This is a genomic window from Microbacterium sp. NPDC057407 (assembly GCF_042803895.1).
Taxonomy (GTDB): domain Bacteria; phylum Actinomycetota; class Actinomycetes; order Actinomycetales; family Microbacteriaceae; genus Microbacterium.
The window spans coordinates 228517-243679 of the sequence record NZ_JBHVCA010000005.1; the positions used below are offsets into that span (position 1 = coordinate 228517).

The 15163-nt window shown below is 68.8% G+C and carries 13 protein-coding genes, 2 tRNA genes and 1 pseudogene; 14 read left to right on the plus strand and 2 right to left on the minus strand.

Annotation, left to right across the window (positions count from 1 at the left end):
- Window positions 1–5: 5 nt before the first annotated feature.
- The 8 genes from ACFUTX_RS14265 to ACFUTX_RS14300 all read left to right on the plus strand — a co-directional run bounded on the left by ACFUTX_RS14265 (window position 6) and on the right by ACFUTX_RS14300 (window position 8621).
- On the plus strand, window positions 6–884 hold the full coding sequence (locus ACFUTX_RS14265) for an ATP-binding cassette domain-containing protein (protein ID WP_378865949.1): 879 nt from the start codon (window positions 6–8) through the stop codon (window positions 882–884).
- Window positions 885–1032: 148 nt separating this feature from the next.
- Window positions 1033–1701, plus strand: coding sequence for a hypothetical protein (locus ACFUTX_RS14270; protein ID WP_378865952.1), 669 nt, complete (start codon window positions 1033–1035; stop codon window positions 1699–1701).
- 33 nt (window positions 1702–1734) lie between these two features.
- The gene (locus ACFUTX_RS14275) at window positions 1735–1929 is read left to right on the plus strand and encodes a hypothetical protein (RefSeq protein ID WP_378865955.1); all 195 of its coding nucleotides are present in this window, start codon (window positions 1735–1737) and stop codon (window positions 1927–1929) included.
- 154 nt (window positions 1930–2083) lie between these two features.
- Complete coding sequence (locus tag ACFUTX_RS14280; RefSeq protein WP_378865958.1) at window positions 2084–2503, plus strand: GNAT family N-acetyltransferase; 420 nt, start codon at window positions 2084–2086, stop codon at window positions 2501–2503.
- A 493-nt stretch (window positions 2504–2996) separates the two neighbouring features.
- Window positions 2997–4616, plus strand: coding sequence for a glycosyltransferase family 2 protein (locus ACFUTX_RS14285; protein ID WP_378865961.1), 1620 nt, complete (start codon window positions 2997–2999; stop codon window positions 4614–4616).
- 4 nt (window positions 4617–4620) lie between these two features.
- Window positions 4621–6021 carry a glycoside hydrolase family 26 protein gene (locus ACFUTX_RS14290; RefSeq protein WP_378865964.1) on the plus strand — a complete coding sequence of 467 codons (1401 nt, stop codon included), beginning with the start codon at window positions 4621–4623 and terminating at the stop codon, window positions 6019–6021.
- A gap of 38 nt (window positions 6022–6059) precedes the next feature.
- Complete coding sequence (locus ACFUTX_RS14295) at window positions 6060–7460, plus strand: UDP-glucose dehydrogenase family protein (RefSeq protein ID WP_378865967.1); 1401 nt, start codon at window positions 6060–6062, stop codon at window positions 7458–7460.
- 102 nt (window positions 7461–7562) lie between these two features.
- Complete coding sequence (locus ACFUTX_RS14300; RefSeq protein WP_378865969.1) at window positions 7563–8621, plus strand: hypothetical protein; 1059 nt, start codon at window positions 7563–7565, stop codon at window positions 8619–8621.
- Between the two features lie 9 nt (window positions 8622–8630).
- Here ACFUTX_RS14300 and ACFUTX_RS14305 read toward each other — a convergent pair.
- A pseudogene (locus ACFUTX_RS14305) lies at window positions 8631–10255 on the minus strand (phytoene desaturase family protein).
- A 57-nt stretch (window positions 10256–10312) separates the two neighbouring features.
- Here ACFUTX_RS14305 and ACFUTX_RS14310 point away from each other — a divergent pair.
- The 4 genes from ACFUTX_RS14310 to ACFUTX_RS14325 all read left to right on the plus strand — a co-directional run bounded on the left by ACFUTX_RS14310 (window position 10313) and on the right by ACFUTX_RS14325 (window position 13281).
- Window positions 10313–11119, plus strand: coding sequence for an inositol monophosphatase family protein (locus ACFUTX_RS14310; RefSeq protein WP_378865972.1), 807 nt, complete (start codon window positions 10313–10315; stop codon window positions 11117–11119).
- A gap of 198 nt (window positions 11120–11317) precedes the next feature.
- Window positions 11318–13036 (plus strand): peptidoglycan DD-metalloendopeptidase family protein, encoded by a 1719-nt coding sequence (locus tag ACFUTX_RS14315; RefSeq protein WP_378865975.1) that lies wholly within the window; start codon window positions 11318–11320, stop codon window positions 13034–13036.
- Between the two features lie 64 nt (window positions 13037–13100).
- Window positions 13101–13172 (plus strand) — tRNA-Thr (locus tag ACFUTX_RS14320).
- A gap of 35 nt (window positions 13173–13207) precedes the next feature.
- Window positions 13208–13281: transfer RNA gene (locus tag ACFUTX_RS14325), tRNA-Met, on the plus strand.
- A 183-nt stretch (window positions 13282–13464) separates the two neighbouring features.
- Here the strand turns inward: ACFUTX_RS14325 and ACFUTX_RS14330 are convergent.
- Window positions 13465–13821, minus strand: a complete 357-nt coding sequence (locus tag ACFUTX_RS14330) for a hypothetical protein (RefSeq protein ID WP_378865978.1) — start codon at window positions 13819–13821, stop codon at window positions 13465–13467.
- A gap of 115 nt (window positions 13822–13936) precedes the next feature.
- Between ACFUTX_RS14330 and ACFUTX_RS14335 the strand changes: the two genes are divergently transcribed.
- Together ACFUTX_RS14335 and ACFUTX_RS14340 are read left to right on the plus strand one after the other, a co-directional pair.
- Window positions 13937–14167: a hypothetical protein gene (locus ACFUTX_RS14335; RefSeq protein WP_378865980.1), complete on the plus strand. Its 231-nt coding sequence runs from the start codon at window positions 13937–13939 to the stop codon at window positions 14165–14167.
- Between the two features lie 301 nt (window positions 14168–14468).
- Window positions 14469–15014 (plus strand): hypothetical protein, encoded by a 546-nt coding sequence (locus ACFUTX_RS14340; RefSeq protein ID WP_378865983.1) that lies wholly within the window; start codon window positions 14469–14471, stop codon window positions 15012–15014.
- Window positions 15015–15163 lie beyond the last annotated feature (149 nt).

The following is a 15163-nucleotide window of genomic DNA, read 5'->3' on the forward strand; positions in this document are numbered from 1 at the left end:
ATTACGTGATCGAGGTCAATGGCGTTTGCAAAACGTACGGGGCACGGCGAGTTGTCGATGACGTGTCGTTCAGCGCGCCGGACGGCGCGATAACGGGCTTCGTCGGGCCCAACGGTGCTGGCAAGTCCACTGTTCTTCGCATGATCGCCGGGTTGACGTCCCCTGATTCCGGCGCCGTTCGAATAGGCGGTCAGCGTTTCGTAGACGCGCCTGCGCCGGCGTCCGCCATGGGTGTTTTCCTTTCCGCGGAGTGGATACCTCCCGCGGCATCCGCACGCGCCGTGCTCAAGTACGTCGCGGAAAGTCAGGGAATCACGAGCGACGCGGTCCGTGACGCCCTCGAACTTGTGGGACTCTCGCATGTTGCGACGCGGAGAGTCAGAACGTTCTCGTTGGGTATGCGTCAACGTCTCGGGATCGCCGCGGCAACGCTCGCACGGCCGCGTGTCCTGCTCCTTGACGAACCGGTGAACGGTCTCGACCCGGAGGGGATCTCTTGGCTGCGAACGTACCTGCGGCAGGTTGCGGAAAGCGGAGCGACGGTCCTTTTGTCATCGCACCACATGGCTGAGCTCTCGCAGATCGCCGACCGCGTCGTCATGCTCGATAAGGGTCGCGTCATGCAGGAGAACTCGCTCCGCCGCGTGGTCGCGCGGGCCGAGCCAGAGGTGTTTGCAATCGCTCCCGAGCCAGACATCGTCCGATCCGCGCTCGCCAGTGCTGGATACATAACCCAGGGCGCGGGGGACGGCTTCGTCGTGAAAGCTGCGCACCCTTTGGACGTCGGCCGGATCGCATTCGAGACCGGTGTCGGCCTCACACACTTGGAGGCCGCGACCCGCACGCTCGAGGAGGTCTACTTCGAGATGGCCAGGAATGAGTGAAGGCACACCACTCATGACTGGTCGCGTACAGACAAATGAGCCCTCATCAAGGCAGCGAGCATCGCACGTTCTCTGGGCGGAGATACGCCGTGGCGCGCGGACAGGGGGATCTGTTGCGGGGGTTGCATGCGCGGCCGGGGCGGGCGTCGTGGCGGGCATTCTTGCCATCCTCGTGCTGAGGTCGATGGCGAGCGCGCCGAGTCACGTCCTCGTGACGACGCCCGTTGAACTCGCAGGATTCGTCATGTGCGTGCTCCTCGCGGTTTCCGTCGTGCTAGCAACCGCGAGAGACCACGCTGGACATGTGGCTCTGGCGATTGCTCTCACGCCCCGGCGACGTCGACTATTCGCCGCTCGGGCCCTCGCCCCGACCGTCGTCGGAAGTTCGGCTGTCGTTCTGGTCACAACGGCGGTGGCGGGCGCGGCTAACTTCCTCGCCGCGGGCGCGTACATCGAGTGGGCCCTTCTCAGCGTCGTGCTCGTAGTGGTGGCCACGGCGTCTCTGTGCCTTCTCGCCTTCAGCCTGGCAACGCTGGCGCGGAGAAGCGGCGTCAGCGTCCTGTTGTTCATGGCCCTCTTCCTCCTGCCATCCGCGATCGCCGCCACCGTTAGCGGTCTTCTTCCCAGCGGCTTGGCGCGCCTAGCTGGGCTGATCGCGGATGCCACCCCCGCGGGCCTGCTCATCAGGGCGACGAGTGCGTCGACCGTTCCGTCGCAAGGAATGCTCGAGGTCTTGAACGGGCAAATCGGACTCGCGGCGTGGGCTCTGACCGCGGCGACACTCGCGGGTGTCACTTTCATTCGTCGCGACGCCTAGAGATCGCAAACTGCGAAGAACGAGGTTCAAGAGATGGCATCCAAGAAGAATGGGCGTGCCGAGGATGCAGCGTCTGTCGTACTCTTCGTCGTGATCGCGGTGGTGAGCGTTGGCCTAGCGATCGTGGCGGATCTGCACATCGCGCTCCGCGGCGTGACTGCCGTGATCTGTGGAGTCCTCGCCGCGGCGGTTACGCATACGTTGGTCAGTCGCCGCGGCCGGGGCTAGAGCCCGCGGTTCGCGGGGAGCGGCCTGTCTCCTCCTCTTCACCGAGCCGGCGGCGGAGCGTGTCGCTGTCTGAGCCGACGCTCGACTCCGCCGCCAAGCCACGCGTGCCCTGGTGGCCCCGGGCATCGCACGACATAGTCTCCATACTGAAGACGTGCGATACGAGCTTGACGACGACCCCGAGCGGATCGACTTCGACTTCGTATGGGGGTGGCTGTCGACGGAGGCCTACTGGGGGCGAGAGCGCACTCGCGCCGACGTGAAGAAGCAGGTCGATGGGTCATGGCGCGTCGTCGGAGCCTACCGCGTCGACACCGGCGAACAGGTGTCATTCGCACGAGCGCTGTCGGACGGCGTCGCCTTCGCGTATCTCGCCGACGTATTCGTCGCGGACGCCCACCGCGGCCGGGGCCTCAGCAAGAGAATGCTCCAGCTGATGATAGACGACGGCCCGGGGGCCGCGATGAGATGGACACTGTTCACGTCCGACGCGCACGGTTTGTACGAGCAGTTCGGATTCACCGTTCCAGACTCGACTGCCATGGTGCGTCCCGCCCGTCGACCTCGCCCCTGACGCAGCACGAATTCAGGCCGGAGAGGTCCAGCCGAGCGACGCTGCACCCGATTCACGGGGTTGCGCGCCCAGACCAGACCGGGACGGCCTGAGTTAGTGCTCACCCCACGGTCTCCCGCCCAAGCCGGCCTCGAACCCCTCGAATCCGTGTCCCCCAACCGGCGGACAAAGTTTTCTCGAACGTGTCCCCCATGCGGCGGACAGCGGAAAAAACCGGGATGATCGTTGCATTTCTCCCGCGTTAAATCCGTGTCGCCATCAGATGAGACGGCTCTCATAAACGACACGAAGTGCGGCCTGGACCGCCGGCACGATTTGCGCGTTGATCAGGACTCCACCCGCGACATCCGTCCCATCCGACTCTCTCGTCACAGCCGACACGCCCAAAGAACCGGCTGTTGCCCTCGCGGGATTCGGCGCGCACACTCGGAGCACTTCGACCGAATCGCCCTCAACGCAGCGGGAGTCCCTGACAAGAGAGCGAGAGCAGCCGATGTTCATCTTCCTTCTGCAGGTGCGCAACATGCTCGCGGGCTACCCCGAGCTGTACCTCTTCGCGGTGTACTCGGTGCTCATCTGGGGCCTGTGGATCGTCAAGGTCGTGATGTCCCGCCGGTACCGGCCCTACACCGAGCCGCACAAGGCCGGCACGAGCATCATCATCCCGGTCGTGGACGAGCCGCTCGACCTGTTCCGCGACGTGCTGCAGCGCATCGTCGACCAGAAGCCCGACGAGATCATCGTGGTCATCAACGGCAAGCGGAACTTCGATCTCGAAGAGGTCTGCGCCGAGTTCGCTCCCGCGGTCCAGTGGGTGCACACGCCGATCGCCGGCAAGCGCAACGCGGTCAAGATCGGGGTGGAGCGCTCGAAGTACGAGATCTCGGTGCTGGTCGACTCCGACACGATCTGGACCCCCGGATGCCTCGAAGAGCTGATCAAGCCGTTCAAGGACGCGCGGGTCGGTGGCGTGACCACACGGCAGCGCATCCTCGAACCGGAGCGGCGGTGGATGACCCGCTGGGCGGACTGGCTCGAGAACTCGCGAGCCCTTTACTCGATGCCGGCGCAGAGCGTCGTGGGTCAGGTCGGGTGCCTGCCGGGCCGCACGATCGCGTTCCGCCGCGACATCCTGGTCCGCGTCATGCCGCAGTTCATGAGCGAGAAGTTCCTCGGCGTCTTCCTCGAGGTCTCGGACGACCGGACCCTCACGAACCTGACCCTCAAGGACGGCTACCGCACCGTCTACCAGTACACGTCGCTCTGCTATACCGACGCCCCGACCAAGCTGCCCAAGCTGTACAAGCAGCAGCTGCGGTGGGCACGCGGCAGCCAGTACAACACGCTCCGGATGCTGCCGTGGATGCTGTCGCACGCGCCGCTGCTCGCCCTGTTCATGGTCATGGACATCGTGCTGCCGTTCCTGCTGGCGGGCGTTATCGCGGGCTGGATCTACCGCTCGGTGATCGGCGAGGGCTACAACTTCTACGAGCCGATCGTGGGTGACATGGGCATCCACATGGGCATCGCGTGGATCATCGGACTGGTCGTCGTTTCGTCGGTGCTCAGCATGGCGATCCGGCAGCTGCGGCACCTGTCCGAGAAGCCCTCGGACTTCTTCCGCCTCCCGATCTTCATCCTGGCGTCGACGGCCTTCCTCATGCCCATCCGTCTCATCGGCTTCTTCCGCATGGCGCATGTCGCCGGCTGGGGCACGCGGGCGGGAGCGTACAAGAAGGGCGACCCGATCACCGAGACCGACGTGACACCCGACGCCGAGAGCGAGCGCATGCACGACGACCTCGACGAGCTGCTGCGCAACACGACCCGCATGGCACCGGAGACGCCGCCGCGGGGCATCCCGGTGATCAGTGAGACGGATGCCGCGGCCGACGTCCCCGTCAGCACCGGCGCCGTGGGAACCGTGACCCGCCGGGCGCAGGCGCGCATCGTCTCCGAGCGTCTCGCGGCCACCCCGCGCCCCGACCCTCAGCCCCGCGCGACGCCGGAACCCGCCCGCAAACGCCTGAACCCGCAGGCCGCGTGGCCGTACGTGATCGGCTTCGCGATCATCGCCCTGGAAGGAGCGTTCATTGTCTTCGGCACCGCGTAACTGGTTGAAGAGCGCCACCGGCGTGCGAGGAGTCATCGGGGCAGCGGTCGTGACCGTCGCCCTGGTGGTGACGAGCCTCGCCGTGTGGTCGAGCCCGGGCGGAGGGGCGGCCCCGCCGAGCCTCGAGGCTCAGCTGGCCGCAGCCCAGGCGGAGAACGAACGCCTGCAGCAGGAGCTGTGGAGCGCCGAGGGCAAGCTGAACAGCACCCCGAGCCCCCGTCCGACGCCGACACCCACGAAGACGCCGAAGCCCACGCCGACCGCGAAGCCGAAGCCGAAGCCGACGGCCGAGCCCGCTCCGCCCGCCGACAACGGACCCGACACGATCGTCGTCTACCGCGACCCGGCCATCGAGGGTCAGCCGGCCCCGCCACCACCGCCGGCCCCGGCCCCCGAACCCGCTGCCCCGGCGCCCGTCACGGCGCCTTCGGTCGAGAGCATCCTGAACCCCGCCCAGCGCTACTTCGGGATGTACACCACCCAGGCGCCGTACAACTTCGCGACCTTCGACGACGCCGCCGTGAAGGCGGGAAGTCGGCAGTCGCTGGTCGGCTACTTCAGCGGATGGGACCAGCCCTTCCGGAGCGACGCGGTGCGCCGCTCGTGGGAGCGCGGGCTGGTGCCGATGCTGACGTGGGAATCGCGGCCGATGCTCGCGGGCAACGACCAGCCCGAAGACCCCGAGTACTCGCTTCCGCTCATCCTGTCGGGCAAGTTCGACGCCTACCTCACCCAGTACGCCAAGGACATCGTCAAGACGGGTCTGCCCCTGGCGATCCGGCTGAACCACGAGATGAACGGCACGTGGTACCCGTGGTCGGAGCAGAAGGCAGACGGCACATCCCTCAACGGCAACCGGCCGGGGGACTACGCCGCGACCTGGCGCTACGTGCACGACATCTTCGAGAAGGCCGGGGCGAACAAGTACGTGATGTGGGTGTGGGCACCCAACATCGTGAACAACCTCGCTTCGCGGCATCAGGGCATCGAGTACACGCGGTCGCTGTACCCGGGTGACGAGTACGTCGACATCGTCGGCGTCTCGGGTTACCTCCGGTCGCCGTTCCGCTCCGGCCAGACGTTCACCTTCGACTACACGTTCGGTCGCACGCTCGAGCAGCTGCGCGCCATCACCGACAAGCCCCTGTTCCTCGCCGAGGTCGGGGCGACGGAAATCGGCGGGAAGAAACCCGAGTGGGTGACCGACTTCTTCGACGCCTTCGCCCGACCCGAGAACGCCGACATCATCGGGTTCGCGTGGTTCAACCTCACCGTCACCACCTTCTCGGGCGGCGAGCGGGTGACGAACGACTGGCGCATCGAATCCCGGGCCGACTCGCTCGCCGCCTTCAAGGACGGGCTCCTCGATCCCGGCGGGAACTTCACCATCATCCCCTACACCTGACCCCGGCATCCGCCTCCTCTCCAGCGAAAGGCCAGCTCATGAGCACTCACCTGACACCTGTCCCCGAGTCCGACATGCCGCTGCGGGTCAGCGTCATCGGCACCGGCTACCTCGGCGCCACGCACGCGGCCGCGGTCGCCGAGATGGGCTTCGACGTCGTGGGCGTCGACACCGATCCCGACAAGGTCGCCGCTCTCGAACGCGGCGAGGTGCCGTTCTTCGAACCCGGACTGCCCGAGCTCATCAAGAAGCACGTCGAGTCGGGACGCCTGCGCTTCACGACCGATCTGGCCGAGGCGGTCGCGGCATCCGATGTGCACTTCATCTGCGTGGGCACGCCCCAGCAGCCGGCCAGTCACGGCGCGGATCTCCGATTCGTGGATGCCGCGGCCAAGGGCGTGGCGGCCGCGATGACGCACGACGGGATCATCGTCGGGAAGTCGACGGTGCCGGTGGGCACGGCGGAACGCCTTCGCGGCCTGACCCGGGGGATCGTCCCGACGTCGATCCACGTCGAACTGATCTGGAACCCCGAGTTCCTGCGCGAGGGCATGGCGGTCGAAGACACGCTGCGTCCGGACCGCATCGTCATCGGGGGCGCCTCGCCGTGGGCCGAGGACGCGATGCGTCGCCTCTACGCGGCCCCCATCGCGCACGGCGCGCCGGTCATCGCGTGCGATCTGCCCACCGCCGAGCTGGTCAAGGTGAGCGCGAACGCCTTCCTCGCGACCAAGATCTCGTTCATCAACGCCATCGCGGGGCTGTGCGAGAAGGCGGGAGCCGATGTCACGGTCCTCGCCGACGCGATCGGTCACGACGCGCGGATCGGGCGCAAGTTCCTCAATGCCGGGTTGGGATTCGGCGGCGGATGCCTGCCCAAGGACATCCGGGCGCTCATGCATCGCGCGGGGGAGCTGGGGGCGTACTCCGCGGTCGCGCTGATGCAGCAGGTCGATGAGATCAACATGGAGCAGCGGCAGCGCACCATCGATCTCGCCGTGTCTCTGCTCGGCGGCTCGGTGCTCAACGCGCGGATCGCCGTGCTCGGTGCGGCGTTCAAGCCCGACACCGACGACGTGCGCGACTCGCCCGCGCTCAACGTGTCGGCGGCCCTGCACCTGCGGGGCGCGCATGTCGCCGTCTACGACCCCGAGGCGGGGGCGACCGCCAAGCGGCTGTTCCCGACGCTCACCTACGTCGGTTCCATGGATGATGCGGTGAGGGATGCCGACCTGGTGCTGGTGCTGACGGAGTGGCCCGAGTTCACCTCGGCCGATCCGGCGCACGTCGGGCGGCTAGTCGCGCGGAAGATCGTCGTCGACGCACGCAACTGCCTGCCGGCGCCGGCGTGGGCGAACGCCGGGTGGGAGTACCGCGGTCTCGGAGTGCGACCGGCGGTCACCGTGCCCCTGAAAGTGGGGGAGTCCACGGCGGCCTGACCAGCGAGTCTCTCCACGGGCGCGGGCCGACGCTCCCGGTCGCCGCGTGCCGCGTGCCAGGATGGGCATGCGGGCCTGGCGTCCGCGAGAGAGAGGACCGCCATGACCGTGCCCGATCCCTACGCCGCCGCATCCGAGGCTCAGGCCGAAGCGAAGCCGTCGCTCCTGCGGGCCGCGATCTGGGTCGCGATCGGCGCGCTCATCGCCGCGGCGATCGTGTGCGTCGTCTGGGTCCTGATCGGCGAACAGAACGGCATCGTCGGTCGCGCGTTCCTGACGATCCTGCTGCTGGCGGCCTTCGCCGGCGTCACGATCCTCGACGCACACCTCGCTCCGCGGCGTCCCGCGTGGTTCGCCCTCGCCAGCATGGCGACCTGGATCGCGGCGCTGCTCATCGGTGCGGTGATGATCTGGATGCCGGAGCGGTACTCGTGGAGCGGCTTCCCCCGGTTCATCCAGTTCCTTTTCATCGTGCTGATCCTGCAGCTGGCGCTGCTGCACGTGCGCCTCTATGTCAAGGCCTTCCAGCGCTACGACACCCCGTTCACCCGGGCCGTCGCGATCGTCACGATCGTGCTCGTCGCCGCGCTCGCGGTCCTGCTGATCGTGCCGCTCGTGATCGGGGAGTACCTCGACTTCGCCGACCTCTACTGGCGGATCGTGGTGGCCATCGCGATCCTCGCCGCCGTCGGCACCGCTCTGATCCCACTCGTCAACGCCCTGTTCGCACCGAAGAAGCCGCGTCCCGCCGCGGTGTACCCGGCGCCCTATCCGCAGGCGCCGTACGGGCAGGCGCCGTGGCCGTCGCAGCAGCTTCCCGCCGCCCCGACGCCGTACCACCAGGCCGCGCCGGTCGAGCAGCATCCGGCCCCGCAGCCGGCCGCCCAGCACGCGTCCGCGCAACACGCCGCCGCCCAGGCCGCGGCGGCCGCGCCCCAGGAGCTGCTGCCCTGGCCGAACTACGTCGACGGCATCACGCCGCTGCCGATGCTGCCCGACGGCTCGCCCGACTGGAACGCGTACTACACGGGCTACCCGTCGCCCGGTGCGCACGTGTTCCCGACGCCGCAGACGCATCCCGCGCCCACGACGCCGAACCCGCCCGCTCCCTCGGGGTACGAGGGCTACCCGCCTCCGCCGCCGCTGCCCCCGCGTCCGTGACGGGCCGGATCAGCCGCGCAGCAGCTCCAGCGCCGCCATCGCTGCGTTCTGACCGCCGAGGCCGCTGACCGCCCCGCCCCGGCGCGCCCCCGACCCGCACAGCAGCACCCGGTCGTGGCGGGTCGCGACGCCCCAGCGCTGCGCCGGCGTCTCGAGCTCCTCGTCGTCGTCGGCCCACGGCCACGACAGCGGTCCGTGGAAGATGTCTCCGGCGGCCATCCCGAGCGACTGCTCCAGATCGGCCGTCGTGCGCGCCTCGATGCAGGGACTGCCGTCCGGCGCCTCGAAGACGACGTCGGCGATCGGCTCGGCCAGCACCGAGTCGAGCGAACGCTGCGCTGCGGCGAGGAGCGCCATGCGCGAGGCATCCGGGTCCCGACCCTCGACCAGCCGGTGCGGCACCTGCAGGCCGAACAGCGTCAAGGTCTGGGCGCCCGAGGCGCGGAGCTCGGGACCGAGGATCGACGGGTCCGTCAGCGAGTGGCAGTAGATCTCGGCCGGGAGGGGGTCGGGGATGACGCCGCCCGATGCCGCGCGGTGCGCCGCGTCGAGCTGGGTCAGCGTCTCGTTGATGTGGAACGTGCCGGCGAACGCCGCCTCGGGCGCGACCGTCGAGTCTTGAAGGCGCGGGAGCCGCCGCAGCAGCATGTTCACCTTCACCTGCGCGCCCTCGGGTTCCCCGCCGCGGGTGGTCGCGCCGGACGCGCCGGCCTCTCCCATCAGCCGGTCGAGCACCCGCGGTCCGACCCCGCTCAGCACCAGCCGGCCACGCACGGCGCCCGCCGACCCCGCGGCGTCGGTGAAGGTCACCTCGCCGTCGGGCGTCACGGAGCCGACCTCGACGCCGGTGCGCAGTTCCGCCCCGGCGTCACGGGCGGCGCGTTCGAGTTCTCCGCTGACGCGGCCCATCCCTCCGACGGGCACGTCCCAGTCACCGGTCCCGCCGCCGACGACGTGGTACAGGAAGCAGCGGTTCTGCCGCAGGCTCTCGTCGTCGGCCGACGCGAACGTGCCGATCAGCCCGTCGGTCAGCGCGATGCCGCGGGCGAGGTCCGAGTCCAGCGAGGCGCGCAGCACCTCGCCGAGGGGTCGCTCGAAGAGGTCGTCCCACAGCAGCGGATCGCCGAGCCCGTCGCGCACGGTCTCGCGGCGGGAAAGCGGGTCGGTCATCGTCGGGAACAGCGACCGCGCCACCGGTGCGATGCGGTCGTAGAACTCCGCGAACCGCTCCGCCTCGCCCAGGATCCCGGTGGTACGGGCGAACGAGGCGGCGGTGGCCGCGGCATCCGCCGTGTCGACGAGGATGCCGCGCGACGGGTCGCTCGGATCCGGCGTATAAGACTCGGATCCGGCGTATAAGAGGAGTACCTGCGGCGCTTCAGCTCGATGTTCAGCCCCAAGTCGTCGATGATCCGTCGGGGCAGCAGGCTGACCAGGTACGAGTACCGCGACAGGCGCGCGTCGACCCCCGGCCACGGGCGCTCCGACACGGCCGCGCCGCCCACGTGATCGAGCCGCTCCAGCACGACGACCGAATGGCCGGCGCCCGCGAGGTAGGCGGCGGCGACGAGCGCATTGTGCCCGCCGCCGACGATGACGACGTCGTGGGTGTGGGGGTGGACCGCGGTGACCATCGGTCCACGCTATCGGGAGGGGACGGATGCCGCGCCCCCGCGACTACCGTGGAGCACATGAGCCTCGCGCACGACCTCGAAGCACTCGCCATCGACATCGCGCAGGATGCCGGGGCCCTCGCCCGGTCGCGGCGCGCGGAGGGTGTCGACATCGCGGCGACCAAGTCGGCGCTCGCCGACATCGTCACTCTCGCCGATCGCGAGGTGGAGGCCCTGGTCCGGGCGCGGCTGGCCGAGGCGCGGCCCGACGACGGCTTCCTCGGCGAGGAGACCGGTGCGGAGCGCGGGTCGAGCGACGTGACGTGGGTGATCGACCCGATCGACGGCACCGTCAACTACGCGTACGGGATCCCGCAGTACGCCGTGAGCGTGGCCGCCGTGATCGGCGAGCCGGCGCCGGAGCTGTGGGAGGCGGTCGCTGCGGCCGTGTACGCCCCTGCCACGGGGGAGCTGTTCCACGCGTCGCGCGGCGGCGGCGCCTGGCTCGGTGACCGGCGCATCGAGGTCAACGCCGAGGTCGGTCCGGCGGGCGCACTGCTCGCGACCGGCTTCGGATACGACCCGGCCACGCACGCGGGCGACCTCGCCCGGGTCGCCCGGGTCATGCCGATGTCGCGCGACCTGCGCCGAGCCGGTGCCGCATCGCTCGACCTCGCCTATGTCGCCGCGGGCCGTCTCGACGGCTACTTCGAGCGGGGGCTGGCGCCGTGGGACCACGCGGCGGGCGCGCTCCTGGTCACCGAGGCCGGCGGGTCGTTCGAGTTCGTCGCGGGCGACGACGCGCAGCCCCGGCCGCTGGTCGTGGCATCCTCCCCGGTCATCTTCGATCGTCTTCTCACGGCCGCGCTCGACGGCGAAGACTGAGCGTTTCTGAAGAATCGCGACGGATCGTCCGAAGATTGCGAGCGCCACATGGCATTCCCAGGTCGACCGAGGTAGTGTTTACCCGATCGTTACTTTCGTCCCCCCGAACGGCGAAAGTGGTCATTGCCCGAAGACCGTACCGTTGCCCCCCGAGCGACACGACCCGAGAGCACATCCCGCTTGCCTTTTGACGCCCCGATGGCCGAGCCTGCGCCCACGCGCCGTTCGAGCCGTCTCTCGCCCACGCCTCTTCCGGCGTCGTCAGAGACCCTCGGTGCATCGCGCGCGCAGCTGCGCCGCCGGGCGGCTTCGCCCGACGAGCGGGTGACGGTCGTCCTCGACGGCTCGGCGTCAGCGCCGGTGGGCCCCGCGGCGGAGAAGTCCTCGGTGGCCGGTGTCGCTCCCGCACCGGCGGCGATCGACCTTCCCGCGACGGGCGTCCCGATCATCGACGCCGTCGCCGCCGCAACGCCGCTGGTCGCGGCATCCGTCTCCCCGGCTGCGCCGTCCGCGGGCGCCTCTGCCGTCGCGAACGTGTCGTCGGCTCCGCTCAGCCGCCGCGCCCGCCGTGCGGTCACCGTCGAGCAGCCCGTCGTCGAGCTTCCTCCGATCGCGCCCGTCGCCCCGGCCGAGGCCGAGCGCTCCGCTCCGGAGTTCGCCGCCGAGCTGCCGACGACCGTCGCCCCCGCTCCGCTCATCGACGCCGTGCTCACCCCCGCCGAGCCGTTCGAACTGCTCGAGCCCGTGATCGACGAGCCGGCGCCCGTCGCTGCTGCCACGGCTGGGGATTCGGCCGAGCACGTCGAGGTCCTCGAGGTCGTTCCCGAGGCTTCCGCCGCGCGTCCGACTCGCCGGCAGCGGGTGCGACGGGTGGTGTCCGAGACGGATGCCCCGGCCGACGCGCCCGTTGCGGGCGGTGTCGCCGATCCTGCTGCGGCTGATGCCGACGCTGTTGAAGCCGAGGTTCGCGACGAGCCGACCGCGTCGGGCGAGCAGGCCGCTGATGCCGGTGAGGCCGAGGACGAGGCATCCGGAATCGATGAGTTCGAGGCCGCTGCCCGGCTCTTCTCGTTCACCGGCGAGGTGTCGGTTCAGGCGTCCGCTGAGGACTCCGACAGCGAGGCCGGCGACGCGCAGGCCACGGCTGAGCCGCACGTGGCGCCCCGCAAGACCCGCGCCGAGCGCGGGGCGAGCTTCAAGCGCTTGGCCGCCGCGTCGTTCTCGGTCGGTGTGATGGGCACCGTCGGCGTGATGACGGTCGGCATGACCACCCCCGCCGAGGCGGTCGCCGCCGCGAGCGGCGCGGATGTCTCGATGTCGATCGTGGCTCCGGGCGCGACCACCGTCACCGAGGTCGACGCCGACGAGATCCAGGCGTACGTCGCTCCGGCCGAGGCTGAGGCCGACACCCTCGACCGCGCAGGTGCCTACGACACCGTGACGACGGCCGAGCTGGCGTCGCAGGCGGGCATCCAGAACTTCTCGAACCTGTTCCACAACGACCCGAACTCGGCGATCCAGTGGCCGTTCGCGGTGGGCGTGACCATGTCGTACGGGTTCGGAATGCGCTCGGGCCGCATGCACGAGGGCATCGACTTCACGCCGGGCGCCGGCTCACCGATCCAGGCGATCGCCGAGGGCACGGTGCGCGTCGCGTCCGAGGCCGGCGGCGCCTACGGCGTGCACGTGATCATCGACCACATGATCGACGGTCAGCTCGTGTCGAGCCACTACGCGCACATGCAGTACGGCTCGCTCGAGGTCGTCCCCGGGCAGAAGGTCACCGTGGGCACGGTCCTCGGCAAGACCGGCAACACCGGCCGCTCGTACGGGGCGCACACGCACTTCGAGATCCTGATGAACGGCACCACCCCGATCGACCCGATGCCCTGGCTGCGCGAGCACGCCGGAGGCTGACGTCGATTCAGAGAGGCGCCTTCGCTCTGGTATCCTCTTCTAGTTGCCCGCGTGCGGGCAGCACGCCCCGATAGCTCAGTGGCAGAGCACTTCCATGGTAAGGAAGGGGTCGTCAGTTCAATCCTGACTCGGGGCTCGCAGCATCCATTCATCCGTGAGCGGATGCCTCGCGGCAGGGTAGCTCAGTTGGTGAGAGCGCACGACTCATAATCGTGAGGTCGCGGGTTCAAGCCCCGCTCCTGCTACGAACGAAGAGGGCCCCTTGTGGGCCCTCTTCGGTCGTTCGAGGGGGTGGTTCTTGAGGCCGTCACGCGCGAGCGGTCCCGCTGCGCGGGCAGTATGCCGCGCGGGCGCCACTTTGCGGCATCCGCCTAATCCTTGCGACGCAGCGGATGCCGGAAACTGCAGCGTCGGAAGATGTTGCCGAGCTACTGCGGGTGCTCTGACCGATCGGCGTTGAGCGTGCCCGTTGGCACGCCCTCGACGAGCGCTTGCGCGTGGAGGAGGAGCATCACTCCGAACAGACCCGAGAGGAGCGCGACGAGGCCCAAGATCGCCAGGAAGAAGGGAATCGCAGGCATGATGCCAGCAGCGCTTATGGGATCCGTGATCATCAGCACGATCGCTAGGGCGATAATCACAACACCGGCGATCGCGCACAAATTGGCATTCCACTCGAGCCTCTTCAGAGCTGACCGCTTCTTCACGGAGCTCGCTCCGGCGCGCAACCGCGGCCGCCCGGGCCCGGCGAGCGGTTGCTTCGACCAGCGCTTTTCCGGCTTCATCTCCGGCGAATCCGCGCAAGGCGCTCCGACCGCCTTCCACCGCCGCTCAGTTTTCCGAAGGTCGCGGGGTATCTGCTCACACGATCGATGAAGTTCGACAGCTAGCCCTGTCCGTGTGGCGGACCGTTCGATCTCACTCGAGACTGACGAGGCGTTGGTTCTCTTCGAGTTGCTGCATCGCTGGGACGAGGAGAACCGGGAGCTACCACTCGAGCCGGGGGAGCTTGCGGCGCTCGGGGCGCTGTCGGCTGCGCTGGAACGAGTCCTGTCCGAGCCGTTCGATCTGAGATATGCGGAGATCCTCGAGGGAGCCCGCGCGCGCCTGTCGGCGCGAGAAGGCTCGTAGCGCAGGGCTCACCCTCGCGGGTTCCCTAAATCCTCCACAGGATCATGGGAGAGGGACGAGGCGCCGCCACTCGTCACGTTCAGGACGACGACCGGCGGAACCTGGAGTTCGAGCCGCCTCCCAGCGGTGAGATGGTCGGATACCGGGTAGAGAATAAGGGGCCTCGGCTTTCGCCGGGCCCCTTATGTGTAAGATCCGCGAAGCGTCCGGTGTTTGTGCCTCTAATCTAGCCGTGAGGCCGTCCCGCGAGGCCCCTGTGACACCGTATGCCCATAACCACGCGGAAGCGACCAGCCGGACGATGAACCCGTACTACCTCTTGATGCCTCGCGAGAATTTCGGCGTTGCTGACACGGCACCGGATGCCCCCGGGTTCCAACGATCCCTCGCACACAAGCTACGCACCTCGGGTCGGATCGACGACGAGCAAGACGTCCGCTGGTTCTACCAGGGGGACGTGCCGCCGCCCGATTGGGTGTGGGGGTTGTGGATGATTCCCCTCCTTTCAGACCGGTTCCGGGCGGTGATCGACGCCCATCTCACGCCGACGGACGATCTGCAGTGGCTACCGATGACACTGCGCACAAAAGGTGGAGACGAGGCTCGGCGCTGGGTGCCGCACTTCCCAGGCGAGCGGGACATCCTTGATCCAGAGTGGACCCAATGGGGCCCGTCCGGCCTCCCGATACGCTGGTTCCTCTCTGCGCCGAAGATCGAGGGCATCTCGGTGACCGAGCGCCCCAATGTGGCCGGGCACCTGATCGTGAACGGCGACGTGATGCGGGCCCTGCGTCGCGCGAAACTCACCGGATACCGCGCCCTGCGCGCGCGAGTCGCCGATCAGTAGCGCCTCGGCGCGCGTTTCTGCGGATGCCAGCCACCCGAGAGCATGACGGCTAGCTGTTCTTCCCCGTGAGGTTGTGAACGCGGTCTGAGGGGACGGTGCCGCCGATGCCGGTGTGGGGTCTGTGGTGATTGTAGTGATGGAGCCAGGCG